The sequence below is a fragment of the Superficieibacter sp. HKU1 genome (genome assembly GCF_029319185.1).
GTDB lineage: Bacteria > Pseudomonadota > Gammaproteobacteria > Enterobacterales > Enterobacteriaceae > Superficieibacter.
On record NZ_CP119754.1, the window covers coordinates 4,614,205 to 4,638,323 of the forward strand.

Annotated in this window: 23 protein-coding genes; 9 read left to right on the forward strand and 14 right to left on the reverse strand. The window is 54.3% G+C overall.

The features are described 5' to 3' along the window. Position 1: 1 nt before the first annotated feature. On the forward strand, positions 2-1,498 hold the full coding sequence (gene gppA / locus P0H77_RS21995; RefSeq protein WP_276159253.1) for a guanosine-5'-triphosphate,3'-diphosphate diphosphatase: 1,497 nt from the start codon (positions 2-4) through the stop codon (positions 1,496-1,498). Here the strand turns inward: gppA and P0H77_RS22000 are convergent. Together P0H77_RS22000 and rep are read right to left on the reverse strand one after the other, a co-directional pair. Next, on the reverse strand, positions 1,487-2,443 hold the full coding sequence (locus P0H77_RS22000) for a hypothetical protein (protein WP_276159254.1): 957 nt from the start codon (positions 2,441-2,443) through the stop codon (positions 1,487-1,489). The two genes, gppA and P0H77_RS22000, sit on opposite strands and share 12 nt — an antisense overlap. Before the next feature lie 27 nt (positions 2,444-2,470). Beyond that, complete coding sequence (rep, locus tag P0H77_RS22005; protein WP_276159255.1) at positions 2,471-4,489, reverse strand: DNA helicase Rep; 2,019 nt, start codon at positions 4,487-4,489, stop codon at positions 2,471-2,473. Positions 4,490-4,572: 83 nt separating this feature from the next. Here rep and ppiC point away from each other — a divergent pair, with 83 nt between their 5' ends. Next, entirely contained in the window at positions 4,573-4,854 is a 282-nt protein-coding gene (gene ppiC, locus P0H77_RS22010) for a peptidylprolyl isomerase PpiC (protein ID WP_024555327.1), read from the forward strand. A gap of 15 nt (positions 4,855-4,869) precedes the next feature. On the opposite strand, the gene P0H77_RS22015 is transcribed toward ppiC, so the two are convergent. Next, on the reverse strand, positions 4,870-5,310 hold the full coding sequence (locus P0H77_RS22015; protein ID WP_276159256.1) for an Rrf2 family transcriptional regulator: 441 nt from the start codon (positions 5,308-5,310) through the stop codon (positions 4,870-4,872). A 123-nt stretch (positions 5,311-5,433) separates the two neighbouring features. Between P0H77_RS22015 and P0H77_RS22020 the strand changes: the two genes are divergently transcribed. Then, on the forward strand, positions 5,434-6,060 hold the full coding sequence (locus tag P0H77_RS22020) for a class I SAM-dependent methyltransferase (RefSeq protein WP_276159257.1): 627 nt from the start codon (positions 5,434-5,436) through the stop codon (positions 6,058-6,060). A gap of 161 nt (positions 6,061-6,221) precedes the next feature. Here the strand turns inward: P0H77_RS22020 and P0H77_RS22025 are convergent, their stop codons facing one another. The 3 genes from P0H77_RS22025 to P0H77_RS22035 are packed head-to-tail and all read right to left on the reverse strand — an operon-like array spanning position 6,222 to position 9,119. Next, entirely contained in the window at positions 6,222-7,007 is a 786-nt protein-coding gene (locus P0H77_RS22025; protein WP_176920230.1) for a DeoR/GlpR family DNA-binding transcription regulator, read from the reverse strand. A 32-nt stretch (positions 7,008-7,039) separates the two neighbouring features. Further along, complete coding sequence (locus P0H77_RS22030) at positions 7,040-8,077, reverse strand: alcohol dehydrogenase catalytic domain-containing protein (protein WP_276159258.1); 1,038 nt, start codon at positions 8,075-8,077, stop codon at positions 7,040-7,042. 10 nt (positions 8,078-8,087) lie between these two features. Further along, entirely contained in the window at positions 8,088-9,119 is a 1,032-nt protein-coding gene (locus P0H77_RS22035) for a Gfo/Idh/MocA family oxidoreductase (RefSeq protein WP_276159259.1), read from the reverse strand. A 186-nt stretch (positions 9,120-9,305) separates the two neighbouring features. Here P0H77_RS22035 and P0H77_RS22040 point away from each other — a divergent pair, with 186 nt between their 5' ends. The 4 genes from P0H77_RS22040 to P0H77_RS22055 all read left to right on the forward strand — a co-directional run bounded on the left by P0H77_RS22040 (position 9,306) and on the right by P0H77_RS22055 (position 12,971). After that, entirely contained in the window at positions 9,306-9,761 is a 456-nt protein-coding gene (locus tag P0H77_RS22040) for a PTS sugar transporter subunit IIA (RefSeq protein WP_276159260.1), read from the forward strand. A 218-nt stretch (positions 9,762-9,979) separates the two neighbouring features. After that, a complete protein-coding gene (locus P0H77_RS22045; RefSeq protein WP_276159261.1) occupies positions 9,980-11,425 on the forward strand; it encodes a PTS fructose transporter subunit IIBC in 1,446 nt (481 codons plus the stop codon). Positions 11,426-11,469: 44 nt separating this feature from the next. Further along, positions 11,470-11,733, forward strand: coding sequence for an HPr family phosphocarrier protein (locus P0H77_RS22050; RefSeq protein ID WP_276159262.1), 264 nt, complete (start codon positions 11,470-11,472; stop codon positions 11,731-11,733). 29 nt (positions 11,734-11,762) lie between these two features. Next, complete coding sequence (locus P0H77_RS22055; RefSeq protein ID WP_276159263.1) at positions 11,763-12,971, forward strand: aldose 1-epimerase family protein; 1,209 nt, start codon at positions 11,763-11,765, stop codon at positions 12,969-12,971. 130 nt (positions 12,972-13,101) lie between these two features. Here P0H77_RS22055 and deoC read toward each other — a convergent pair whose 3' ends face one another. Continuing rightward, positions 13,102-13,773 carry a deoxyribose-phosphate aldolase gene (gene deoC / locus P0H77_RS22060; RefSeq protein WP_276159264.1) on the reverse strand — a complete coding sequence of 224 codons (672 nt, stop codon included), beginning with the start codon at positions 13,771-13,773 and terminating at the stop codon, positions 13,102-13,104. A 220-nt stretch (positions 13,774-13,993) separates the two neighbouring features. Beyond that, positions 13,994-15,469 (reverse strand): ketol-acid reductoisomerase, encoded by a 1,476-nt coding sequence (gene ilvC, locus P0H77_RS22065; protein ID WP_276159265.1) that lies wholly within the window; start codon positions 15,467-15,469, stop codon positions 13,994-13,996. 155 nt (positions 15,470-15,624) lie between these two features. Between ilvC and ilvY the strand changes: the two genes are divergently transcribed. Then, on the forward strand, positions 15,625-16,512 hold the full coding sequence (gene ilvY, locus P0H77_RS22070) for an HTH-type transcriptional activator IlvY (RefSeq protein WP_176920238.1): 888 nt from the start codon (positions 15,625-15,627) through the stop codon (positions 16,510-16,512). Between the two features lie 12 nt (positions 16,513-16,524). After that, the gene (locus P0H77_RS22075) at positions 16,525-16,911 is read left to right on the forward strand and encodes a hypothetical protein (protein WP_276159266.1); all 387 of its coding nucleotides are present in this window, start codon (positions 16,525-16,527) and stop codon (positions 16,909-16,911) included. 30 nt (positions 16,912-16,941) lie between these two features. Here the strand turns inward: P0H77_RS22075 and P0H77_RS22080 are convergent, their stop codons facing one another. The 6 genes from P0H77_RS22080 to ilvG form a co-directional block, all read right to left on the reverse strand. After that, the gene (locus tag P0H77_RS22080; protein ID WP_276159267.1) at positions 16,942-17,643 is read right to left on the reverse strand and encodes a DUF2461 domain-containing protein; all 702 of its coding nucleotides are present in this window, start codon (positions 17,641-17,643) and stop codon (positions 16,942-16,944) included. Positions 17,644-17,762: 119 nt separating this feature from the next. Next, positions 17,763-19,307 (reverse strand): threonine ammonia-lyase, biosynthetic, encoded by a 1,545-nt coding sequence (gene ilvA / locus P0H77_RS22085; RefSeq protein WP_276165201.1) that lies wholly within the window; start codon positions 19,305-19,307, stop codon positions 17,763-17,765. A gap of 2 nt (positions 19,308-19,309) precedes the next feature. Beyond that, positions 19,310-21,160 carry a dihydroxy-acid dehydratase gene (gene ilvD / locus P0H77_RS22090; protein WP_276159268.1) on the reverse strand — a complete coding sequence of 617 codons (1,851 nt, stop codon included), beginning with the start codon at positions 21,158-21,160 and terminating at the stop codon, positions 19,310-19,312. 63 nt (positions 21,161-21,223) lie between these two features. After that, the gene (locus tag P0H77_RS22095) at positions 21,224-22,153 is read right to left on the reverse strand and encodes a branched-chain amino acid transaminase (protein ID WP_176920244.1); all 930 of its coding nucleotides are present in this window, start codon (positions 22,151-22,153) and stop codon (positions 21,224-21,226) included. Positions 22,154-22,171: 18 nt separating this feature from the next. Beyond that, complete coding sequence (gene ilvM, locus P0H77_RS22100) at positions 22,172-22,435, reverse strand: acetolactate synthase 2 small subunit (protein WP_276159269.1); 264 nt, start codon at positions 22,433-22,435, stop codon at positions 22,172-22,174. Further along, positions 22,432-24,078: an acetolactate synthase 2 catalytic subunit gene (ilvG, locus tag P0H77_RS22105; RefSeq protein WP_276159270.1), complete on the reverse strand. Its 1,647-nt coding sequence runs from the start codon at positions 24,076-24,078 to the stop codon at positions 22,432-22,434. Before ilvG ends, ilvM begins: the two co-directional genes overlap by 4 nt. Positions 24,079-24,119: the final 41 nt, after the last annotated feature.

Sequence of the window (24,119 nt, forward strand, 5' to 3'; positions counted from 1 at the left end):
AATGCCGTCTGCCGCTTCGCTCTACGCCGCCATCGATCTGGGATCCAATAGCTTTCATATGCTGGTCGTGCGCGAGGTGGCGGGAAGTATCCAGACCGTCGCCCGTATCAAGCGCAAAGTCAGGCTGGCGGCCGGTCTGAGCAGTAATAATGTCCTCTCCCCCGACGCCATGGAGCGCGGATGGCAGTGTCTGCGCCTGTTTGCCGAGCGACTACAGGATATTCCCCAGCCACAAATTCGCGTCGTCGCCACGGCAACGCTGCGTCTTGCGGTTAATGCGGGCGAGTTTATTGCCCGTGCGCAGGAAATTCTTGGTTGTCCCGTGCAGGTCATTAAGGGCGAAGAAGAAGCGCGTCTGATCTACCAGGGCGTTGCGCATACTACCGGCGGTGCCGATCAGCGTCTGGTGGTTGATATTGGCGGTGCCAGTACCGAACTGGTTACCGGCACCGGTGCGCAAACCACTTCTTTATTCAGTCTTTCCATGGGTTGCGTCACCTGGCTTGAACGCTATTTTTCCAATCGTAATCTGGGCAAAAGCAACTTTGAAGAGGCGGAGAACGCCGCCCGTGAGGTGCTGCGTCCGATCGCCGATGAGCTGCGCTATCACGGCTGGAAAATCTGCGTGGGTGCCTCGGGTACGGTGCAGGCGTTGCAGGAAATCATGATGGCCCAGGGGATGGATGAACGCATCACCCTCGCTAAGCTTGAGCAGCTTAAACAGCGGGCTATCCAGTGCGGCCGTCTTGAAGAGTTAGAGATTGAAGGTCTGACGCTGGAGCGCGCGCTGGTTTTCCCGAGCGGCCTTGCCATTCTGATCGCCATTTTCACCGAATTAAATATTCAGTGTATGACGCTGGCTGGCGGCGCACTGCGTGAAGGGCTGGTCTACGGGATGCTGCATCTCACCGTAGAGGAAGATATTCGCAGCCGCACAATGCGTAATATTCAGCGTCGTTTTATGGTTGATACCGACCAGGCTCAACGTGTCGCGAAACTGGCATCACGTTTTGCAAGCCAGCTGGAAAAATCGTGGGATCTGGAGCTAATCAGCCGCGAACTGCTGGTAAATGCCTGCTTATTACATGAAATTGGTTTGAGCGTCGATTTTAAATCAGCGCCGCAACATGCCGCTTACCTGGTTAAAAATCTCGATCTTCCCGGTTTCACGCCAGCGCAGAAAAAATTGCTGGCCACCCTGTTGCTGAATCAGACCAGTACCGTCGATCTCTCTTCGCTACATCAGCAAAATGCGGTCCCGCCACGGGTCGCTGAGCATCTGTGCCGCTTATTGCGCCTGGCCATCCTGTTCGCCAGCCGCCGACGCGATGATTTGGTGCCGGATATCACTCTGGATGCCACGGATGAAAAGCTGACGCTGATCCTTCCTGCGGGCTGGTTAAGCCATCACCCGCTCGGCACGGAGCTGATCGAGCAGGAAAGCCAGTGGCAAAGTTACGTTCACTGGCCGCTGGAAGTCTTGTCTTCAGGGCAGTGATAGTCCTTCGGATGAGACCCATCCTTCGGTCATTTTCTGGCTTGCCGGATGGGTATAACGAATAAACCGATATCCGGCGAATGCGGGCTTATTCAGCATCTGGACGCGATCGCCATCCACAACAAAGGCTTTCTCTTCACGAAGGCACGCTTTATTGGGCGCATCGTAGAAGTATAAGCGCTGGCGGTTGTTGGCGACCGTTCGGGTGATGAAATCATCCTCAGCGGGAGTGGTCATACCCGCTTTTTCGCGGGCATCGTCACAAACCTCATCCACACTCTCAAGATTATCAGCCTCTACCCATCCATGAACATTGTTAAATCCCGCCAGTAAATAATCGTGCGGATCGTTGCCGCGTAAGGCCTGATAGCGTTGTTGGGTGTCGTCATCACGCGCGACTACGAATCCGACGCGAGAGACACTATCGCCGGGGACAATAAAAACAGATTCACTACGGCACTGAGGCACGGGAGCGGCATAAAACCAGGCCCGTGATGTCCCCGTAACCACATAGCGCGGAGACGCAATGGTGGCCTCCAGCGCTAATTGCTGATTAATGTCAGCACACCTTTGCATGCGGGATAAACAGTGTTGATAGCGTTTGCCTTTCTGCTGGTCGAACCGGAGCGCGGTGTCATTGCCATCCGTCAGGGTATTGCTCGCGGGATGGTATGTCAGCCAACCGAGCATCCCGGCACCGGGGGAATCTGGCGTGCTTTTTTTCCGCTTGTCGAATAGCTGAAACATCACGTTATCGTCATGCGCTTCAGCTTCGACGTCCAAATCCTGAAGACTGACGTGTTCGGCCACCATTAACGACTGATTGCTGCTGGCTACCATGTTTTTCATCGACACCGCACAGTAGTCGAGATACGCCCATTTATCCTGCGCATTGGCGGCTGCCGAATACAGCAGGGTGATAACAATAAGCGCCTTCAATTTCATGAGGCCATTCTCCTTCCCTGAGTAAGATTATTTTTTTGCCGCGGCCATCATCGCCCGAATATTAGCGATACTCGCCTGCCCTTTTTGCATCCGTTCTTCCGCCGTCACCACTTTGCGCTCCTGCTCCCAGACTAAATCGTCCTGCGGCAGCTCCAGCAGAAAACGGCTCGGCTCCGGGCGCACCAGTTCACCATACTGACGACGCTCTTTGCACAGGGTGAAGATCAGCTCTTTCTGTGCGCGGGTGATCCCCACATAGGCCAGACGACGCTCTTCATCCACGTTGTCTTCATCAATGCTGCTCTGGTGCGGCAATAACCCCTCTTCCATGCCGACCAGAAAGACATAAGGGAACTCCAGACCTTTTGAAGCGTGGAGCGTCATCAGTTGAACCTGATCCAGCTCCTCTTCACTCTCACCGCGCTCCATCATATCGCGCAGGGTAAAACGCGTTACCACCTGGGTGAGGGTCATCGGCTCGTCGATTTCACTGCCTTCCAGCATTTCGGTCATCCAGGTGAACAGCTGGTTGACGTTTTTCATGCGCATTTCCGCCGCTTTCGGGCTGGGCGAGGTTTCAAACAGCCAGGATTCGTAATCAATCCCGTGGATCAAATCGAGCACGGCGGCAATCGGTTCGCGCTCGGCCAGACGCTGAACGTCGCCCAGCCAGTGCGTAAAGCGGGTCAACGATTCATAGCCGCGTCCGCTGAGCGTCTGCGTCAGACCCATATCAAAACTGGCGCTGAACAGGCTCTTGTTACGGCTATTCGCCCACTCACCCAGTTTTTGCAGCGTGGCCGGGCCGATTTCCCGCTTTGGCGTATTCACAATGCGCAAAAATGCGCTGTCGTCGTCCGCGTTGGTTAACACGCGCAGATAAGCCAGCAGGTCTTTAATTTCCGGACGCGAGAAAAATGAGGTGCCGCCGGAGATTTTGTACGGGATGCGGTTTTGCATCAGAAACTTTTCAAATACCCGCGACTGATGGTTGCCACGATACAAAATCGCATAGTCTTTGTACTGCGTTTTGTTGATAAAGTGATGGGCAATCAGCTCACCGGTCACACGCTCGGCTTCGTGCTCTTCATGGTTGGCACTGAGCACTTTCAATTCGGCACCGTAGCCCAGCTCGGAAAACAGCCGTTTTTCAAACACGTGCGGATTGTTGGCGATAAGGATATTCGCCGCCTTCAGAATGCGTCCTGAGGAACGGTAGTTCTGCTCCAGTTTGACCACCTGCAACGCCGGAAAATCCTGGCTTAGCAGCACCAGATTCTGCGGGCGTGCACCGCGCCAGGAGTAGATCGACTGATCGTCATCACCCACCACGGTAAAACGCGCGCGATTACCGACCAGCAGCTTTACCAGTTCATACTGGCTGGTGTTGGTATCCTGGTACTCATCCACCAGCAGATAGCGAATTTTGTTCTGCCAGCGTTCACGAACCTCTTCATTACGCTGGAGCAGCAACGTTGGCAGCAGGATCAGGTCGTCAAAGTCCAGCACGTTGCAGGCTTTCATATGGGCGTCGTACAGGCTGTAGCAGTGGGCAAAGATCCGATCCCGCTCGCCCTTCGCCTGTGCCGCCGCCTGCGCCGGGGTCAGCAGATCGTTTTTCCAGTTGGAGATCGTCGAGATCAGCTGTTGCAGCACCGCTTTGTCATCTTCAATCAGCCCTTCACTCAATTCCTTAAGCAGCGCAACCTGATCGGTATCGTCGAACAACGAAAAGTTAGATTTCATCCCCAGCGCGGCGTACTCACGCTTAATCACTTCCAGCCCTAACGTATGGAAGGTGGAAATCATCAGTCCACGCGCCTCTTTGCGCCCCAGCGTCTGCGCCACGCGTTCTTTCATCTCGCGCGCCGCTTTATTGGTAAAGGTCACCGCCGCGATGTGCCGTGCCTGATAGCCACAGCCGCGGATCAAATGGGCGATTTTGTTAGTGATGACGCGGGTTTTGCCGGAGCCAGCACCCGCCAGCACCAGGCAGGGTCCGGTGACAAATTCGACGGCTTGTTGTTGTCCGGGGTTTAAACGCATAGAGTCACTCAATGAAAGTCGGGAGGGAAGAAAAAGTGCGTGGTAGTATAGCGACTGAAATCTTTATGACTCAAGGCACAATCATGGCAAAAACAGCGGCAGCAATGCATATCCTTGTAAAGGAAGAAAAACTGGCTTTAGATCTGCTGGAGCAGATTAAAAACGGCGGCGATTTTGAAAAGCTGGCGAAAAAACACTCTACCTGCCCGTCAGGCAAAAAAGGCGGCCACTTAGGCGAGTTCCGCCAGGGCCAGATGGTGCCGGCGTTTGATAAAGTCGTATTCTCCTGCCCGGTGCTGGAACCTACCGGCCCGCTGCATACTCAGTTCGGTTATCACATCATCAAGGTGCTGTACCGCAACTAAAGTAGAGGGCAGAGGCTATTCGCCCTGCCCTTTATCATTGAAGTAATCAATAAACTCCCGCCCGACTTCCGCCAGCGTCAGTCGTTTAAACCGTTCCAGTATCAATGATTCAGCATCGGTAAAGGTCTCTGACATTACCCGGTTGACCCCTTTTTCCACCAGGCACTGCGGGTTCTCGTTACGGTTACCCAGCGCAAACAGCGTCGGAGAGCCAAGCGCGATATAGATATCGTACAGCGTCACATCGCCTGCCGGACGCGCCAGCGTCCAGCCACCGTGATGGCCTTTACTGGAAGTCACGATATGCCGCTCGCGTAGTCCCGCCAGCAGCTTGCGGATAAATGCCGGATTACCATCGATAAACGCGGCCATCTGCTCTGAGGTGAGCGGTCGGTCCATCTGCTCAAGGTGCAGCAGAATGTGCAGCGTGGCAGAGAAAGAATTATTTATTTTCATGTAATTTACACTATTACATAGACTTAGCTGGCGCAAGCCAAATCCTGATTATAGCGCCTGTTGACCACGGACAAACTTATGATACTTTGTTTATTACATGAGTTGGTCGTACAGGAGAACAGTATGTCTGAGACTGAACAATCACCCCTCGTTTTCTGGGAAGATCATTATGCGGCAATGTCGCCGATTTCTAATGGTATTCCGGGGAAAATTCTGGTGCGCTTCGCCGATCCGCTTACGCCAGGCCGTGCGCTTGAATTAGGCTGCGGGCGCGGAGACGATGCCGTCTGGCTAGCCAAAAAAGGCTGGGAAGTGACGGCGGTCGACCTGTCATCTACGGCGCTGGAGTATGCCTCTGCCAATGCTGAGCGATCCGGTGTCCGGACACGTATTACGTTTGCGCGGCACGATCTGACCGGGCATTTTCCCCAGGGCCATTATGATCTGATCGTCGCCTCATTTCTCGAATCACCGCTTACCTTCGATCGCTTTACGATCTTTCGCGCTGCCCTCGATCATATCCTGCCCGGCGGCATGCTGCTGATCACCTCCCACGCCAAAGTACCCGAGTGGTCAAAACACGCCGATCGTCCTTTCCAGTCAGCGAAGGAAGCATTAGCGCAGCTGGGTACATTGACTGAGGCATGGGAAGTTCTCTTTTGCGACGACGTGGAACGGGTAATGAAAGGGCCGGAAGGACAGGAATGCCAGGTCTCGGATTCAGTCGTGGCATTACGCCGGAAGAAATAAACCCGGCGGACCGGTTTAAGGTTGATGGCACTTTTTGCCGGGTGGCGGCTCCGCCTTACCCGGCCTACAAAATGCATCAATATCAAAAAGTTGATTGCTACCCGTAGGCCTGTGCAAGCGCAGCGCCGCCAGGCAGATTATCTGAAGCCCGGCATCGTATTCTACTCGCTAACAACCATCACTCCTCGCGCCTCAATACCGGCGCGATCTTCCTCACTGATATTGTCCGTGATCAGGATGCTGATATCGCTAACCTCGGCAAATTTGGCGAAAGTGTCATGGCCGACTTTATGCGAATCTATTAGCAGAATGACGTTTGACGCGCAGGCGATCATCTCTTTCTTCAGATTCGCCTGGCGAACGTCCGGCGTGGTCGCGCCATTTTTGAGCGTAAAACCATTTGCGCCCATAAAGGCCTTGTCGATGATCAGATTCGACAGGCCGCTGTCGCGATTGAACGGGATAACACAGTGCAATTTTTGCCGTACCGCGCCGCCGATGATAAAGAGATTCACCACCCCTGGGATCTCTTCCAGGATAATGGCAATCTGCAAATCGTTGGTGATGACCGACAGCCCTTTACGTTCACCCAACAGCTTCGCCAGTTCGAGCGTGGTGGAGCCGGTATCCAGCAGCAGCGTATCGCCGTCTTCAATTTGTTCCAGCGCCCGGCGGGCAACCACGACTTTGGCGTCGTGGTTACGCACTTCCTTTTCGGTCGCCATCATTTCGAGACCGGTTTTGCTGCGGATAAGCACGCCGCCGTGGGTACGTGTGACCAGCTTCAGTTTTTCCATCTCGCGAAGATCGTTGCGAATCGTCCCGGTTGATACTTTAAAGAGCTGGCACAGTTCGGCAACCGTCGCTTTTTTATGTGCTTCAACATAAGCCAGAATCGCCTGCTGCCGTTCCTGCGTAAAAAGTTTATCTTCCGAATGGTCGCTCATTATCTTTCCCGAAATGGATAGCCAGAGCAGGACTATAAAACAAAGCCTGCCTTCAGCGCATTACCCGATTTAGCACAGGTAAAAGCCTGCTGATATTGTTCAAGCGAGAAAGTATGCGTCAAGATCTTTTTCAGATTAATTTGCCCGTTGGCGACCATTCTCAGGCTGGTGCGGTACTGCCGCAGGTTCTGCCCGCTCATGCCGGTGACGCTAATCTGACGATAGTGAATGATGTTGGTATTCAGACTCACCATTTCTTTGCCCGCTGGCAGACCGCCGAAAAACAGCACCCGGCCATTCAGCGCCGTTAGTTCAAACGACAACGTCTGGATTTCCGGCGTGGAGGCAGCGGTGATCACCACGTCACAGCCGCGATCCTGAGTGATGCGCATGACGTCAGCTTTGGTGTCGGTGCCGCTCACCGGAATAAACGTCGGGTCAAACTCGCATGCCAGCGCCAGACGCTCAGGATTAATATCGCTGATCAGCACTTTCCCTGCGCCCGCAGCCTTGTGCAAAAGCGCATGCATCAGGCCAATCGGCCCCGCACCAATGACCAGTACCGTATCGCCTGGCTGGGTATGACAGCGTTCAAAAGCGTTATAAACGCAGGAGAAGGGTTCAATCATTGCCCCCTCTTCAAAGGAGACGTGATCGGGAAGTTCGACGATATTCCCCTGCCGCACCGCTCTGGCCGGGATCACTACATACTCGGCAAACGCGCCGTGTTTTTGGATCCCCAGCGCCTGAAAATCTTTACAGCTCTGGGTGTTGCCGCTGATACAGCTGTCGCATACGCCACAACCATAGTTTGGCGCGACGGCAACGCGCATCCCTTTAAAGTAGGTGCCGGTAACCTCGCTGCCGATCTCTTCGATAACACCGGAAAGCTCATGACCCAGCGTCAGGGCATGGGGAGAGTTGCGGTGGCCGTTGGCATACATTCGCAGATCCGTACCACAAATGGCTCCGGCTTTGCAGGCCAGCAGGATCTCATCCGGCTGAATCTCAGGCTTCGGCAGCTCAACCAGTTTGAGTTCGTTTTTACCAAATAACTGAATCGCTTTCATCGACCACCTCTTATCTTTCGTTCAGGGTAACAACGCGTTTTTCGGTAATAGAAAGATTGCCAGCGTTCACCACTTTGACGACTTCCAGGCCATCATTGCCGGAGGCTTTGACGGGCGAGCCGCTACAAATTGACGCGATAAAGGCGGTATCTTCTTCTTCGTAGGCTTTGATAAAGAGCGTCTGCCAGCTATTAACCGTTTTGGTGATCAGCTGCTTTTGCTCCCGGTTGGCATAACGTGCCGAACTTTCCTGGAGATCGCCGACGAAGAGAATGCCGTCGGTGCCGAGAATTTCGACGCGAGAGTCATAGCCATAACCCACGGAAACCGCGCCTTCGACAATGCACTGCGTGCCGTTGGTCATGCGTCCACTCAGGGTAACGGTGTCGTAATAATCCGGGAATTTATCCTTCGCATCCGGGCAGCGATAATTACCGGCCAGCGCGTATACCTCGGCAAAATCTGCCCCCGAGAACCAGCGGACGGCATCAATATCATGGCTGGACACTTCCGCCAGCGGACCGCCGCTGATGGAGATATCGTACATCCATGCTTTCGGGATGCTGGGACCGTGGGTCAGCGCCTTCACCAGCACCACATCACCAATCACGCCCGCGTCAATCGCCGCCTTTGCTTCCATAAAGTTGCGGTCGAACCGGCGCATAAACCCAAGCTGCAGCTGTACGCCGTGCTGTTGCGTCACCTCAATCATCTGCTGGCACTCTTCCGGCGTCATCGCCATCGGCTTCTCGCAAAAAATGTGTTTTCCGGCACGGGCAGCGGCGCAGACGATTTCGCAGTGATATTTGGTCGGCGTGACCACCACAATGGCGTCCACCTCACTATCAGCGATGGCTTCGTGATAATCGGTGTAGAACTTATTGAGATGTAATTCCCTGGCGGCGGCCTCGGCGACCGATCCGACGGGATCGACTACAGCAACCAGGCGGGCTCCGGCGATCCCTCTGGCATAGTTGCGCGCGTGGATCATCCCGGCCCGGCCCGCACCAATAACGGCAATCCCAATCTCCTGCTTGTCCATGCATCCTCCTGGCATTCGTTGATATGAATTTCGGCTTATTTCTGTTCTTGCGAGTGTAGTCATGAAAAAAACAGTGTCAATCGTTTATTGTCATTTGATATCGATTAATAAATTTATTACGTGATATCGATAGCATAAGTCAAAACACATCAATCAAGACGGTACTTTTAAACAGCGAGGTCAACCATGTCGATTTTTTCTACCGAAACAATTGTTCTGCAAATGGCAGCGAAGGATAAGCAGGATGCACTGACACAACTGGCGAAGCGCATTGAAGCCGCGGGGAAACTTCAGCCTGGAGAGTTCGATAACTATATGTTATCGCTATTAAAAAGAGAGGAAGAGTTTTCGACTGCGGTCGGCTATAACTATGCAATCCCGCATGGCAAAAGTCCGGCGGTCGCGATGCCAGCGGTGGCATTTGCCCGTCTGACGCAGCCAATTTTATGGGACGAGGAAGAAGATGATTGGGTAGAAAATCTGTTTATGATCGCCGTTCCGGTGGCCAGCGCGGGTGACGAGCACATCAAAATTTTAACCAAACTCGCTGCTGCAATCATGGACGACGACTTCAGAGAGCATATCGATCAGGCAAAAGATGCAAGTGAAGTGTTTGATATTATGCATAAATTCACCGCGTAAGCCTATTTCCTGCATGCGCCCTTCCGGGGGCGCTCTTTTTTGCCCTCCGCAATCATATCCCCGAAACCAGGATCGTTATCACAACAACAAACAAAACCAATTGACATAAAAACGCGCACAAAACAATCATAAACGAAAACAGAGACCAGCAAATCACAATGTTATATGGCAGGTGATGAGGCTGTTCACCATTAAATGTTGATCCAGGAGCGAAAAACATGCCGAACAAGGAAAAATTTTTTGTTGCTGTTACCGGTTGCCCTACCGGTATCGCCCATACCTTTATGGCCGAAGCCGCATTAAAAAAGGCAGCCCAGCAGGCAGGAGTAGCTATTCGAGTCGAAACGAACGGCGCAGCGGGTATTGAAAACGCGTTGACGGATGAGGAAATCGCCCGCGCCGATGCGGTGATTATCGCCTCGGATAAAGCCGTCGAGATGGCGCGTTTTCACGACAAGCAGCTGGTTCGCGCCTCGGTAGGCCACGGCGTGAAAAAGGCCAATGAACTGGTTGCCCGGGCGATGAGCGGTAACGAAGCGGTTTATCACCATGAGGGGAGTGCAGAAGTCGGAGAGCGTAAAACGGAGAACAGCGATGGCGAAAGCCTGGGGCGTCTGCTGTATAAAGCCCTGATGAACGGCGTCTCGAACATGCTGCCTTTCGTGGTGGCCGGCGGTGTGTTGATTGCCGTCTCATTCTTCTGGGGCATCTACTCCTTCGACCCGACCAATGCCCAGTATAACCCGTTCGCCGCCAGCATTTTTAACCTCGGTAAATTGTCCTTTTCAATGATGGTGCCGGTGTTTACCGCCTTTATCGCTTACTCCATTTCGAACAGACCGGGCTTTGTTGCAGGTTTCGTCGGCGGACTGATAGCCGCCAACGTTGGCGCAGGTTTCCTCGGCGGCATCATCGCTGGCTTTGCCGCCGGTTATTTTATGAAGTGGGTTCTGCACGTTACCCGCTCCTTTCCCCGCTCGCTGGAGGGCTTTAAATCTATCTTCCTGCTGCCACTGGTTGGTGTACTGGTCATTGGTCTGGTGATGACGCATATGGGCGATTCTATTGCGGCGATTAACAAAGGCATGATGGCCTGGGTTGCCGGGCTGGAGCACGCTAACCCGCTGATTCTGGGTATCGTGGTCGGCTGTATGAGCGCCTTCGACCTCGGCGGACCGGTAAATAAAGCGGCCTATGTCACCGGCACGATGCTGCTGGCTGAGCAGGGAAATGCGCTGTTTATGGCAGGTGTTATGACCGCGAGCATGGTGCCGCCGCTGGTGATTGCCTTCGCGACCGTCCTGTTTAAAACGTATTTCGAAAAGGAAGAGCAGGCGGCTGGTCTGGTCAACTTTATTCTCAGCGCCACCTTTATTGCTGAAGGGGCCATTCCTTTTGCCGCAAAAGATCCGCTGCGGGTGATCCCGATTCTGATGCTCAGTTCTTCTATCGGTGCCACCCTGACCTACTGGTTTCACGTCGCGGTTCCCGCCCCGCATGGCGGCCTGATTATCCTGCCGTTAGTCACGCACGGCATATTGTGGATCGCCTCCATCGTCTGCGGAGGCCTGGTCGGTGGCGTTATCTACGGTTTTTATCGCAAGCGCAAATATCTGACGCAGGCCGCTTCTGGCGCCGCACCGCTGGATAATTCCTTAGCATAAGTTATTGGCAGGCCTGCCTTAGTCATGAATGAAAGGACATTGTCATGATAAATAAAGATATTTTGATTATTAACCCGATGGGGCTACACAGCCGTCCCTGCGCCATGCTGGCAAAAATGGCGAAAAAGTATGACTGCCAGATCCGGCTGTCTTATCAGGATAAAAATGCCGATGGCAGAAGCATGCTCGGGCTGATGAAGCTGGGCGTGGTAAATGGCAGCATCATTAGCCTGCAATGCGAAGGAACACAGGAGCAACAAGCCAGCGCCGCTCTGGGGCAGTTTTTGGCAACGCTGGTTGAAGAATAACGGCATCAATATCAAAAGAGGGATTTTGCATGAAAAAGGTATTTGTTTTAACCACGCTGGCACTGCTTATCTCCACGCCGACGCTGGCGAAAACGTGGGTGCTTACCGATGCGGAAAGCAATACGGAGCAGGGAAACTGGCACATCAGCAGCGATAAGCTGAAGGTAAAAGACAGCCATTTCAGTATTGAACAAAAAGTTCTGCACGGCGGCAAACAGGAAGGCAGCAAGGTGCTGACCATCACCAGTAAAAACGGTCTGACCATTGCGCTTAGCCCTACCCGCGGCATGGACCTGCTACATGTCGAGGGCTTTGGCGTGCGCATGGGCTGGGATTCACCGGTGAAAGAGGTGGTAAACCCGGCCAATATTAATCTGGAAAGTCGTAACGGGCTGGGCTGGCTGGAAGGGTTCAATGAAATGATGGTGCGCTGCGGCTATGAATGGACTGGTCACCCGGTCACCGCCAACGGCCAGATCTACACGCTTCACGGTAAGGCGGGCAATACGCCAGCTTCGCGCGTTGAAGTGGACGTCAGCGATACCGCGCCTTATGAAATCCGCGTTCGTGGTCTGATTAAAGAGAGCACGTTCAAAAACGCTGACCTGCAGACCATGACCGAACTGCGCTACGTACCCGGCAGCAATAGCTTCAGCCTGCATGACGTTCTCACCAACCACGCCGACTATGCGCACGATTATCAAATTATCTACCACAGCAACTTTGGCAAACCAATTCTCGAAGAGGGTGCGCGCTTCCTCGCACCGGTAGAAAGTATTGGCCCCTTCAATGACTATGCGAAAGGCGGCGTAAAAACGTGGCAGACCTACCGGGGACAGACGAAAGGTTTTGATGAAATGGTATTTAACATCAAACCGTTATCTGATGGCGATCATCATTCGCTGGCGGCAGTAGTGAATAAAGCTGGCGATAAGGGCGCGGCTATCCAGTTTGATACCCGACAGCTTCCGGTGCTGACATTATGGAAAAATACCGATACCGATAAATACGGCTACGTGACCGGTATCGAGCCGGGCACCAGTTACGCCTACCCGGTTACCATCGAGCGGGAGCAGAAACGCGTGATGCAGCTTCAGCCGGGAGCAAGTACCCAGTTTGATCTCACTTATACGCTGTTGCATAACAGCAGTCAGGTGGCCGAAGTGGAAAAAACCGTTAAGGGAATTCAGGGCAGCACGCCGGTGAAAGTCGAAGAGACGCCGATGGCGCAGGAGTAGTAAATACCCGCGATATGGCTTTTCTGTAAGCCAATCGCAGACAATAAAAAACCCTGCTGGTGGGCAGGGTTTTTTATTAATAAACACTAATAATTGCCCGAACTTCTATAAACGATCTTCTGCCTGAACCTTACCCGGCCAGCGCATCGACAATTTCTACGCCGCAACTGGTGCCGATACGTTCTACGCCAGCATCAATCAGCTCCTGAGCAAATTTCAAATCGCGAATGCCGCCGGAAGCCTTCACTTTAATCCGATCTTTAACCACGCTTTTCATCAACTTAACGTCTTCCAGCGTCGCCCCGCCGGTGCCAAAGCCGGTAGAGGTTTTGATAAAATCGGGACGCACTTCAAGGGCGATTTCACATAGTTTCACTTTCTCTTCATCAGTCAGATAGCAGTTTTCGAAGATGACTTTCGATGTCACCTGATGCCTCTTACAAATACCGACGATCGTTTCCATCTCTTTTTTGATGTAGGCGTAATTTTTGTTTTTCAGTTCGCCGATGTTGATCACGTAATCAATTTCACCGGAACCGTTGGCGATAGCGTCTTCCGTTTCAAATGCTTTGGTTTCAATCGTGTTCTGGCCCAGCGGGAAGCCGATTGCCGCCCCGGCCAGAACCTCGCTTCCTTCAAGATACTTCAGGCAGGTTTTTACGACCGCCGGATTGATCGCCACCATTTTAAAGCCGTACTGTTTGCTCTTTTCACACAGTTGCTTAAAGTCCTGCTCACAGGCAAAAGGCTTCAGCAGCGTCTGGTCGATCATCTTTGCCAGTGACTGTTTGGTTAATTGCATTTCTCTCTCCCGTTATGATGTTTAGCAGCCTTGCTATCGGGCTGTCAGAGGATAAATCACAGTCACATATTATCGTTTTATGTTGATTAGTAAATATTGATAGCGATCTCATGTGATAAGGATCATAAAACAACAAAAAATAACAATTCAGGCGTTCAGGCAATAAAAAACCTGAACTGCCGGATGAGCAGTTCAGGTTCAGGAAGAAGGAAGGGAAGTGTTAGCCAGCGACAGCGATACGTTTCATGTCTGTCATATAGCCACGCAGTTTTTTACCCACTTCTTCAATCGGATGGTTACGCACGGCTTCGTTAACATCACGTAACTGGGCGTTGTCGACCGCAGTGCCTTCGGCGGCTTTACCCAGGTCGCCTGGCTGCAGTGTGGTCATGAACTCTTTCAGCAGCGGTACGCAGGCATAAGAGAACAGGTAGTTGCCGTACTCGGCGGTGTCGGAGATCACCACGTTCATTTCATACAGACGCTTACGTGCAATAGTGTTGGCGATCAGCGGCAGTTCGTGCAGTGATTCATAGTAAGCAGACTCTTCAATGATGCCGGAATCCACCATGGTTTCGAACGCCAGTTCAACGCCCGCTTTCACCATCGCGATCATCAGGACGCCTTTATCGAAGTACTCCTGCTCGCTGATTTTGCCTTCAAACTGCGGCGCGGTTTCGAACGCGGTTTTACCGGTCTCTTCGCGCCAGGTCAGCAGCTTTTTATCATCGTTGGCCCAGTCGGCCATCATGCCGGAAGAGAACTCGCCGGAGATGATGTCGTCCATGTGTTTCTGGAACAGCGGTGCCATGATCGCTTTTAACTGCTCGGACAGCGCATAAGCACGGACTTTTGCCGGGTTGGACAGGCGGTCCATCATCAGGGTGATACCGCCCTGCTTCAGCGCTTCGGTGACGGTTTCCCAGCCGAACTGGATCAGTTTTTCAGCGTAGGCCGGGTCAGTGCCTTCTGCCACCAGCTTGTCGAAGCACAGCAGCGAACCGGCCTGCAGCATACCGCAAAGAATGGTCTGCTCGCCCATCAGGTCGGATTTCACTTCCGCAACGAAAGAAGACTCCAGCACGCCCGCGCGGTGACCGCCGGTCGCGGCGGCCCAGGCTTTAGCAATCGCCATGCCTTCGCCTTTCGGATCGTTTTCCGGGTGAACGGCAATCAGCGTCGGCACGCCAAAGCCGCGTTTGTACTCTTCACGGACTTCAGTACCTGGACATTTCGGTGCCACCATTACTACCGTGATGTCTTTACGGATCTGCTCACCGACTTCAACGATGTTAAAACCGTGAGAGTAGCCCAGCGCTGCACCGTCTTTCATCATCGGCTGAACGGTACGCACCACGTCGGAGTGCTGTTTGTCCGGCGTCAGGTTAACCACCAGGTCCGCCTGCGGGATCAGCTCTTCATAAGTTCCCACTTTGAAGCCGTTTTCGGTCGCTTTACGCCAGGAGGCGCGCTTCTCGGCAATCGCTTCTTTACGCAGGGCGTAGGAGATATCCAGCCCGGAGTCACGCATGTTCAGGCCCTGGTTCAGACCCTGCGCGCCGCAGCCGACGATGACCACTTTTTTACCCTGAAGGTAGCTCGCGCCATCGGCAAATTCGTCGCGGCCCATAAAGCGGCATTTGCCCAGCTGTGCCAGCTGCTGACGCAGGTTCAGTGTATTAAAGTAGTTCGCCATGGTGATACCTCGTGATGTTGTGTTGTCGTGCTTATTATTCAGTTCGCTTTTGCGATAATGAACTTACTATATGACAGGAAATTTGTTGCGGAAATTGATATATTCACAACGTCACATTGCAATTTTTGCAACATAAGAAACCGGGGGCAACGCCTGTGGATTTACGCGATCTGAAAACCTTCCTGCATCTGGCGGATAGCCGTCATTTTGGCCGTAGCGCCCGGGCGATGCACGTCAGCCCCTCCACGCTCTCCCGACAAATTCAGCGTCTGGAAGAAGACCTCGGCCAGCCGCTGTTTATCCGTGATAACCGCACCGTTACCCTGACCGAAGCGGGTGAGGAATTGCGCGTTTTTGCCCAGCAGACGCTGTTGCAGTACCAGCAGCTACGTCACACCATGGATCAGAAGGGACCGTCACTTTCCGGCGAACTGCATCTGTTCTGTTCCGTCACCGCTGCCTACAGTCACCTGCCGCCGATCCTCGACCGTTTTCGTGCCGAGCATCCTTCCGTTGAGATCAAACTCACGACCGGCGATGCGGCCGATGCAATGGAGAAAGTGGTGACCGGCGAAGCGGATCTGGCAATTGCCGGGAAGCCCGAGACCTTACCCGGTGCGGTGGCCTTTACTATTCTGGAAAATCTGGCGGTAGTACTGATCGCCCCGGCGCTGCCGTGCCCGGTGCGCAATCAAATCTCCGTCGATGCGCCCGACTGGTCAACGGTACCGTTTATCATGGCTGACCAGGGGCCGGTGCGTCGGCGTATTGAGCTGTGGTTCCGCCGTCATAAAATCAGTAACCCTTTAATTTATGCGACCGTCGGCGGGCACGAAGCGATGGTTTCCATGGTCGCGCTCGGCTGTGGGGTGGCGTTACTACCAGAAGTGGTACTGGAAAACAGTCCGGAACCAGTGCGTAATCGGGTAATGATTTTAGAGCGTAATGACGAGGAGTCACCGTTTGAGCTGGGCGTGTGCGTGCAGAAAAAACGGCTGCACGAACCGTTAATTGATGCGTTCTGGAAAATTGTTCAGGGCTGATAAGGAAATAAAATGCGCACAAAAATAATGCTGTTATCCGTGCTGGTAGCGATGTGCTTCAGCGTACAGGCTAAACCGAAGGGCATTACCGCGCAGGATGTAAAGCATCTGGCGCTGAAGCAATGCCTGGTTGATAACTATCGCGATCTTACCCCGGCAGATGCAAAGTCTGCGCCGTCTCACGATGCTTCATTTATGGTGGAGAGTTATGCGCTGGACAATGCGGGTGTCTGGGACGCGTTTCTGAAATTCGTCGCCAAAGAAACGAAAGATTATGACAAGCTGACGATGTCGCTGCATCCCGACCATGCTCAAACCGCTAATAACGTGCTGGCGCAGTGCATGGCGTTTTATGAATCGGACAAGCTGGATAACTATGTGCAGGGCTTATTCAAATAATATTCCAGAAGCAGCGTAAGCCCGGCGGCATTATAAATCCGCCGGGTCCACCTGCTTCATGGTTTCCACCGTCATCAGCCACTGGTACAGCGGTTCAAGCTGTTGAAAGCCCTGCGTCAGCGTCTCAACCAAATCCGCATGAAACAGTTTTCCCACCTCGTTATCCGTCACCATCACGGCAAAGGTTTTACGGTGATACCAGTCGGAAATGGTCGGATCGAGGTCGTTAACCTTTAGCCGCTTATAGCTTTCGCCCACCAGTTCAAACGGTGTCCGGCAGCATTCCGCCACTTCCAGAAATTGCGCCGGGCGCTGTTTTAACGTATGGCGGAACAGATCCATCGTGGATTTGCTGGCGCTGTAATAACCGAGGCCGTAGCGCAGCGTGTCCGGGCTGATTTCAAAAAAGTACACCGGCGCGTCGGTCCAGTTTTTAGCCGAGCGTTTAAAGGTCAGCCACATGCGGCTCCGGTAGCGCGATTTATCGTGTGAGAAGCGGGTATCACGATGAATGCGCGACAGCGTTTTGCCAATGGCGGGACGAGTTTCTAACAGCGGGTCGATCTCCAGCATCGCGGGCGCTAAGTCTTCCACCAGCGCGCGAAATGGCGTAAGCAGGCTACGGTCGTAGATAAAACGGTGTTCATCGAACCAGGCTTTATCGTTTTCAATACGGACCTGCTGGAGAAAATCGAGGCCTTCCTGTGCAAATCCGTGGAAGCGTCCTGCCATCTGTTTGCCCTTTTTGCGAGGAATTATCAGCGCATTATCGCACCAGGCTCTGTGCTGTCTACGTCATTTTGATAAATGACCGGAGAGCCGCATATCGCTCTTTCCGGTCATCATTACGGCTAACCCGCCAGGAAGAACCGAAACGCCGGGTTATTCGTCTCATCATGACACTCATAGCCCAGTTCTTTCAGCCGCGTTTCGAAATCCGGCTCGTGCTCGCCCAGCTCAAACGCCGCCAGAACGCGGCCATAGTCGGTGCCGTGGCTGCGGTAGTGGAACAGGGAGATGTTCCAGTGGGTTCCTAACGTATGCAAAAACTTCAGCAATGCGCCGGGAGATTCCGGGAACTCAAAGCTGAATAGCCGCTCCTGAAGCGGTTTTGACGGGCGACCACCGACCATATAGCGCACGTGCAGCTTCGCCATCTCGTCATCAGAAAGATCGACCACACCGTAGCCACCTTCATGCAGCAGTTGCAGGATTTCCTGACGCTCCTCCAGCCCGCGGCTTAAGCGCACGCCAACAAAAATGCAGGCGTCTTTGGCATCGGCAAAGCGGTAATTAAATTCGGTCACCGAACGCCCGCCGAGAAGCTGGCAGAATTTCAGGAAGCTGCCCTTCTCTTCCGGAATCGTCACCGCCAGCAGCGCTTCACGCTGCTCCCCCAGTTCACACCGCTCGGACACATAGCGCAGACCGTGGAAGTTAACATTGGCGCCGGAGAGCACATGTGCCAGTCGCTCGCCGTGAATGTTGTGCTGAGCGATGTACTTTTTCATGCCTGCCAGCGCCAGCGCGCCGGAAGGTTCCGCTACCGCACGTACATCTTCGAACAGATCCTTCATCGCCGCGCAAATCGCATCGCTGTCGACGGTGATGATGTCGTCAAGGTATTCCTGACACAAACGGAACGTCTCATCGCCGATGCGCTTCACCGCCACGCCTTCGGCAAACAGCCCGACGCGCGGCAGATCGATCGGATGGCCTGCCTCCAGCGCTGCTTTGAGGCAGGCGGAGTCTTCGGCCTCAACCGCGATCACTTTGATCTGCGGCATCAGTTGTTTGATCAGCACCGCGACACCCGCCGCCAGGCCACCGCCGCCTACCGGAACAAAAACGCGATCGAGATGCGCATCCTGCTGGAGCAGCTCCAGCGCCAGCGTGCCCTGCCCGGCAATCACCATCGGATGATCAAACGGCGGCACCCAGGTAAAACCCTGCTGCTGTGAAAGCTCAATCGCTTTGGCTTTCGCTTCATCAAAGTTCGCGCCGTGAAGCAGCACTTCGCCGCCAAAGTTACGTACGGCGTCGACTTTGATATCGGCCGTCGCCACGGGCATGACGATCAGCGCTTTCAGTCCTAAACGGGCGGAGGAAAAAGCAACGCCCTGAGCATGATTACCCGCCGAGGCAGTAATGACGCCACGCGCTTTTTGCTCTTCGGTCAGGCCAGACATCATGGCGTAAGCACCGCGCAGCTTAAAACTATGTACCGGCTGCCGATCCTCGCGTTTGACCAGAATGACGTTATCCAGCCGCGCGGAGATTTTTTCCATTTTTTGCAGCGGCGTGACCTGCACCGCTTCATAGACCGGCGCGCGGAGCACCGCTCTGAGATACTCCGCCCCTTCGGGGGCGGAGGAGAGAGGTTGTGTGTCGGCCATCATCAGCCTCCCAGTTTGGATTTATCGCGCACCGCGCCTTTATCCGCGCTGGTGGCGAGGCTGGCGTAAGCGCGCAGCGCGAAGGAGACCTGACGTTCACGCGCTTTCGGCGTCCACGCCTCTGCGCCACGCGCATCCTGCGCTTCACGACGCGCCGCAATTTCCTGATCGCTTAACTGCAACTGAATGCCGCGATTCGGGATATCAATCGCGATCATGTCGCCATCTTCAATCAGCGCGATATTGCCGCCACTGGCCGCCTCAGGTGAAACGTGACCGATAGAGAGACCAGAGGTACCGCCGGAGAACCGTCCGTCGGTGATCAGCGCACAGGCTTTGCCGAGGCCCATCGATTTCAGGAAGGTCGTCGGGTAGAGCATTTCCTGCATCCCCGGACCGCCTTTCGGCCCTTCATAGCGGATCACAACCACATCGCCCGCGACGACCTTGCCGCCGAGGATCGCTTCTACCGCATCGTCCTGACTTTCATAGACTTTCGCCGGGCCGGTGAATTTCAGGATACTGTCATCCACGCCTGCGGTTTTTACGATGCAGCCGTTTTCGGCAAAATTACCGTACAGCACCGCCAGACCACCGTCCTGGCTGTAGGCGTGCTCCAGAGAGCGAATGCAGCCTTCAGCGCGGTCGTCATCCAGTGAATCCCAGCGGCACTCCTGCGAGAACGCCTTCGTGGTACGGATGCCTGCCGGTCCGGCGCGGTACATATTTTTTACCGCCTCGTCCTGGGTGATTACCACATCATATTGTTCGATGGTTTGCGGCAGCGTCAGGCCAAGAATATTTTTTACGTCGCGGTTCAGCAGCCCGGCACGATCCAGTTCACCCAGAATGCCGATGACGCCGCCCGCACGATGGACGTCTTCCATATGGTATTTCTGCGTGCTTGGCGCGACTTTGCACAACTGCGGCACCTTGCGGGAAAGCTTGTCGATATCGCTCATGGTGAAGTCGATTTCCGCTTCCTGCGCCGCCGCCAGCAGATGCAGCACGGTGTTGGTTGAGCCCCCCATCGCGATATCCAGCGTCATGGCGTTCTCAAACGCGGCTTTGCTGGCGATATTGCGCGGCAGCGCGCTGGCATCTTCCTGCTCGTAATAACGTTTGGTCAGTTCAACAATGCGTTTACCGGCGTTGAGGAACAGCTGTTTACGGTCGGCGTGCGTCGCCAGCAGGGAGCCGTTACCCGGCTGCGACAGGCCCAGCGCTTCGGTCAGGCAGTTCATGGAATTGGCGGTGAACATCCCGGAACAGGATCCACAGGTCGGACAGGCGGAACGTTCGACCTGCTCGCTCTGATCGTCAGACACTTTCGGGTCTGCACCCTGAATCATCGCATCCACCAGGTCGAGCTTGATGATCTTATCGGAGAGTTTGGTTTTACCGGCTTCCATCGGGCCGCCGGAAACAAAGATCACCGGAATGTTCAGGCGCAGCGAGGCCATCAGCATGCCGGGGGTGATTTTGTCGCAGTTAGAGATACAGACCATCGCGTCGGCGCAGTGGGCATTCACCATATATTCAACGGAGTCGGCGATCAGCTCGCGCGACGGCAGTGAATAAAGCATGCCCCCGTGGCCCATTGCGATACCGTCATCCACCGCAATGGTATTGAATTCCTTCGCCACGCCGCCTGACGCTTCGATTTGCTCAGCCACCAGCTTGCCCAGATCGCGCAGGTGTACGTGCCCCGGTACGAACTGGGTGAAGGAGTTGACGACCGCGATAATCGGCTTGCCGAAATCGGAGTCGGTCATTCCGGTGGCGCGCCACAGCGCACGAGCTCCGGCCATATTACGACCGTGGGTGGTAGTGGCGGAACGATATTTAGGCATGCTTTAGTTACTCCCAGTGTCTGTCTGTTTAATGGGACGGTGCGTGCCGTCCCATTTTTTTAATTAGTTATTAACCTGATCCAACCAGCCCCATTTATCTTCGGTTTCACCGGTGAAGAGGCCAAAGAAGGCTTGCTGAATACGTTTGGTGACCGGGCCGCAGCGGCCTTCGCCCACCTGAATACCGTCAACGCTGCGCACCGGGGTGATTTCAGCGGCGGTGCCGGACATAAAGACTTCATCCGCCAGGTAGAGTGATTCGCGGGACAGTACCTGCTCACGCACTTCGATATCCAGATCTTTCGCCAGTTTGATGATGGCATCGCGGGTGATACCCGGCAGCGCGGAAGAGGTGAACGGCGGAGTAAACAGGATGCCATCTTTTACTTCAAACAGGTTCTCGCCTGCGCCTTCAGAAATATAACCGTTCACGTCCAGCGCGATCCCTTCCTGATAACCGTGACGGCGTGCTTCGCTGCCTACCAGCAGAGAGGAAAGATAGTTGCCGCCCGCTTTCGCCGCGGTTGGGATCGTATTTGGCGCTACGCGGTTCCAGGAGGAGACCATCGCATCAATCCCCTGATCCAGCGCTTCCGCGCCGAGGTATGCCCCCCAGGGGAATGCCGCGATGATCACGTCAGTGGTGTAGCCTTCCGGTGGGTTCACGCCCATCCCGACATCACCTACAAAGACCAGCGGACGAATGTAAGCGCTGGTCAGGTTATTTTTACGAATGACCGCACGGCAGGCTTCCATCAGCTCATCAACGCTCTGAGAAACCGGGAAACGATAGATTTTGGCTGAATCACGCAGGCGCTGCATGTGTTCGCGATGGCGGAACACCACTGGCCCTTTATGAGAGTCGTAGCAGCGGATCCCTTCAAAGACGGAAGTACCATAGTGCAGCGCGTGAGACATCACGTGAACTTTCGCGTCTTCCCAACGAACCATCTCGCCATTGGACCAAATGTAATCAGCTTTCTTCGTCGTCATTTTTCTTTCCTATTGCGCTCAGGCGCGGATTTGTTGTGATGTAGTTGTTCGTTGCTGTATCTCGACACGAGCGACGTCGACCAGTTTATTCAACTGACTAAACAGTAATTCGACGGGCCGGGGGCTGGCAACGGTCAATTCAATATTTATGTTCTGTGCATCGGTAGCGGTTTCCATATTCATGGCGCAAATATGAAAACCACGATGGCGAACGACGCGTAAAACACGTTCTAACGTTTCTGGGTTGAAGCGAGCCTCTACGGCGACCTGATGTTGCATCATGATAATTTCTCCAGCATTTGTGCGTTACTGGCACCAGGCGGTACCAGCGGCCAGACGTTCTCAAGTTCGTCGATTGAGACATGAAGCAGGTATGGCCCTTCGCTGTTCAGCATGGCGTCGAGGGCCGCTTCAACCTGGTCTTTTCGGGTGATGTGCTGGCCAGGGATGCCAAAGGCGCTGGCCAGCATGAGGAAATCGGGGTTATCGGTAAGCGTGGTTTCGCTATAGCGTTCCTGAAAAAACAGCTGCTGCCATTGTCGAACCATGCCTAAACGTTGATTGTCGAGCAAGACGATTTTTAACGGCAGCTGCTTGCGTTTTACGGTGCCCAGCTCCTGCACATTCATCATAAAGGAGCCGTCACCGGAGATACAGATAACCGTATCGTCCGGGCGCGCCACCTGCGCACCGACCGCCGCGGGCAAACCAAAACCCATCGTCCCCAGACCGCTGGAGGTGATGAAGTTCTCCGGGCGGGTGTAGGTCATGTGCTGCGCCGACCACATCTGGTGCTGGCCGACATCCGTCGTCACCACGCTGTCCGCCGGTTTACGATCGGAAAGTTGTTTGAGCAGCAACGGCGCATAGATAGCTTCACCGGGATGATCGTAACGCCACGCATGTTCACGGCGCAGGTCCTCGCTGTATTGACGCCAGGCGTCAATCGCTAATGGCTGTTGCAGAGCGGGCAGCAGCGCGTTCAGATCCCCCTGTAAACCAACGTGCACCTGACGCAGTTTATTCATTTCCGCCGGATCGATATCCATATGGATGACGTTGGCGTGCGGGGCAAAGGTGTTCAGCTTACCGGTGACGCGATCGTCAAAGCGCGCGCCAACGGCAATCAACAAATCGCACTCCTGTACCGCAAAGTTGGCCGCTTTGGTGCCGTGCATCCCCAACATGCCGAGATAGTGCGGATCGGTAGCCTCAACCGCGCCCAGTCCTTTCAGCGTGCAGGTGGAAGGCATTTGCGTGACGGCAATAAACTCACGCAGCGCTGGCACCGCCTGCGCCATGCCAACGCCACCACCAACGTAGAGCATCGGTTTCTGCGCCTGCGCCAGCATCTGACGTGCCTGCTCCATTTCTGCCTGCGGGAACGTAATATCGTTTTCTACGGTAGAAAAATGCGGCTCCAGCTCGCCGACGGCTAACTGAATATCCTTCGGGATATCAACCAGCACCGGGCCGGGACGGCCTGAGTTTGCCACCTGAAAGGCTTCTGCCATCACGCGCGGCAGCTCTTCCAGCGACTGCACCAGAAAACTGTGTTTAGTGCAGGCCAGCGACAAACCGAGGACGTCCACTTCCTGAAACGCGTCCGTACCAATGAACGGTGCGGCGACCTGACCGGTGATAGCAACGACGGGCACGGAGTCTAACAGCGCATCGGCAAGACCGGTGATAAGGTTGGTCGCACCGGGACCGGAGGTGGCGATACACACGCCGGTTTTGCCGGTTGAACGTGCATAGCCGATAGCCGCCATGGCCGCACCCTGTTCATGGCGACACAACAGGTGTTCCAGGCCGCCGTCATACAGAGCATCGTAAACCGGCATAATTGCACCGCCAGGGTAACCGAACACGGTGTTAACACCCTGCGCTCGCAACGCATGTACTACCCATTGTGCTCCATTCATAGTGACTTCCCCGCCGTAGATCGTGTGGAACAGAATTTTAT

What these genes read in the sequence shown, in the direction of transcription:
- gppA (WP_276159253.1), top strand. Translation starts at nt 2, where the DNA reads ATGCCGTCTGCCGCTTCGCTCTACGCCGCCATCGATCTGGGATCCAAT.
- P0H77_RS22000 (WP_276159254.1), bottom strand. Translation starts at nt 2,443, where the DNA reads ATGAAATTGAAGGCGCTTATTGTTATCACCCTGCTGTATTCGGCAGCC.
- rep (WP_276159255.1), bottom strand. Translation starts at nt 4,489, where the DNA reads ATGCGTTTAAACCCCGGACAACAACAAGCCGTCGAATTTGTCACCGGA.
- ppiC (WP_024555327.1), top strand. Translation starts at nt 4,573, where the DNA reads ATGGCAAAAACAGCGGCAGCAATGCATATCCTTGTAAAGGAAGAAAAA.
- P0H77_RS22015 (WP_276159256.1), bottom strand. Translation starts at nt 5,310, where the DNA reads ATGAAAATAAATAATTCTTTCTCTGCCACGCTGCACATTCTGCTGCAC.
- P0H77_RS22020 (WP_276159257.1), top strand. Translation starts at nt 5,434, where the DNA reads ATGTCTGAGACTGAACAATCACCCCTCGTTTTCTGGGAAGATCATTAT.
- P0H77_RS22025 (WP_176920230.1), bottom strand. Translation starts at nt 7,007, where the DNA reads ATGAGCGACCATTCGGAAGATAAACTTTTTACGCAGGAACGGCAGCAG.
- P0H77_RS22030 (WP_276159258.1), bottom strand. Translation starts at nt 8,077, where the DNA reads ATGAAAGCGATTCAGTTATTTGGTAAAAACGAACTCAAACTGGTTGAG.
- P0H77_RS22035 (WP_276159259.1), bottom strand. Translation starts at nt 9,119, where the DNA reads ATGGACAAGCAGGAGATTGGGATTGCCGTTATTGGTGCGGGCCGGGCC.
- P0H77_RS22040 (WP_276159260.1), top strand. Translation starts at nt 9,306, where the DNA reads ATGTCGATTTTTTCTACCGAAACAATTGTTCTGCAAATGGCAGCGAAG.
- P0H77_RS22045 (WP_276159261.1), top strand. Translation starts at nt 9,980, where the DNA reads ATGCCGAACAAGGAAAAATTTTTTGTTGCTGTTACCGGTTGCCCTACC.
- P0H77_RS22050 (WP_276159262.1), top strand. Translation starts at nt 11,470, where the DNA reads ATGATAAATAAAGATATTTTGATTATTAACCCGATGGGGCTACACAGC.
- P0H77_RS22055 (WP_276159263.1), top strand. Translation starts at nt 11,763, where the DNA reads ATGAAAAAGGTATTTGTTTTAACCACGCTGGCACTGCTTATCTCCACG.
- deoC (WP_276159264.1), bottom strand. Translation starts at nt 13,773, where the DNA reads ATGCAATTAACCAAACAGTCACTGGCAAAGATGATCGACCAGACGCTG.
- ilvC (WP_276159265.1), bottom strand. Translation starts at nt 15,469, where the DNA reads ATGGCGAACTACTTTAATACACTGAACCTGCGTCAGCAGCTGGCACAG.
- P0H77_RS22075 (WP_276159266.1), top strand. Translation starts at nt 16,525, where the DNA reads ATGCGCACAAAAATAATGCTGTTATCCGTGCTGGTAGCGATGTGCTTC.
- P0H77_RS22080 (WP_276159267.1), bottom strand. Translation starts at nt 17,643, where the DNA reads ATGGCAGGACGCTTCCACGGATTTGCACAGGAAGGCCTCGATTTTCTC.
- ilvA (WP_276165201.1), bottom strand. Translation starts at nt 19,307, where the DNA reads ATGGCCGACACACAACCTCTCTCCTCCGCCCCCGAAGGGGCGGAGTAT.
- ilvD (WP_276159268.1), bottom strand. Translation starts at nt 21,160, where the DNA reads ATGCCTAAATATCGTTCCGCCACTACCACCCACGGTCGTAATATGGCC.
- P0H77_RS22095 (WP_176920244.1), bottom strand. Translation starts at nt 22,153, where the DNA reads ATGACGACGAAGAAAGCTGATTACATTTGGTCCAATGGCGAGATGGTT.
- ilvM (WP_276159269.1), bottom strand. Translation starts at nt 22,435, where the DNA reads ATGATGCAACATCAGGTCGCCGTAGAGGCTCGCTTCAACCCAGAAACG.
- ilvG (WP_276159270.1), bottom strand. Translation starts at nt 24,078, where the DNA reads ATGAATGGAGCACAATGGGTAGTACATGCGTTGCGAGCGCAGGGTGTT.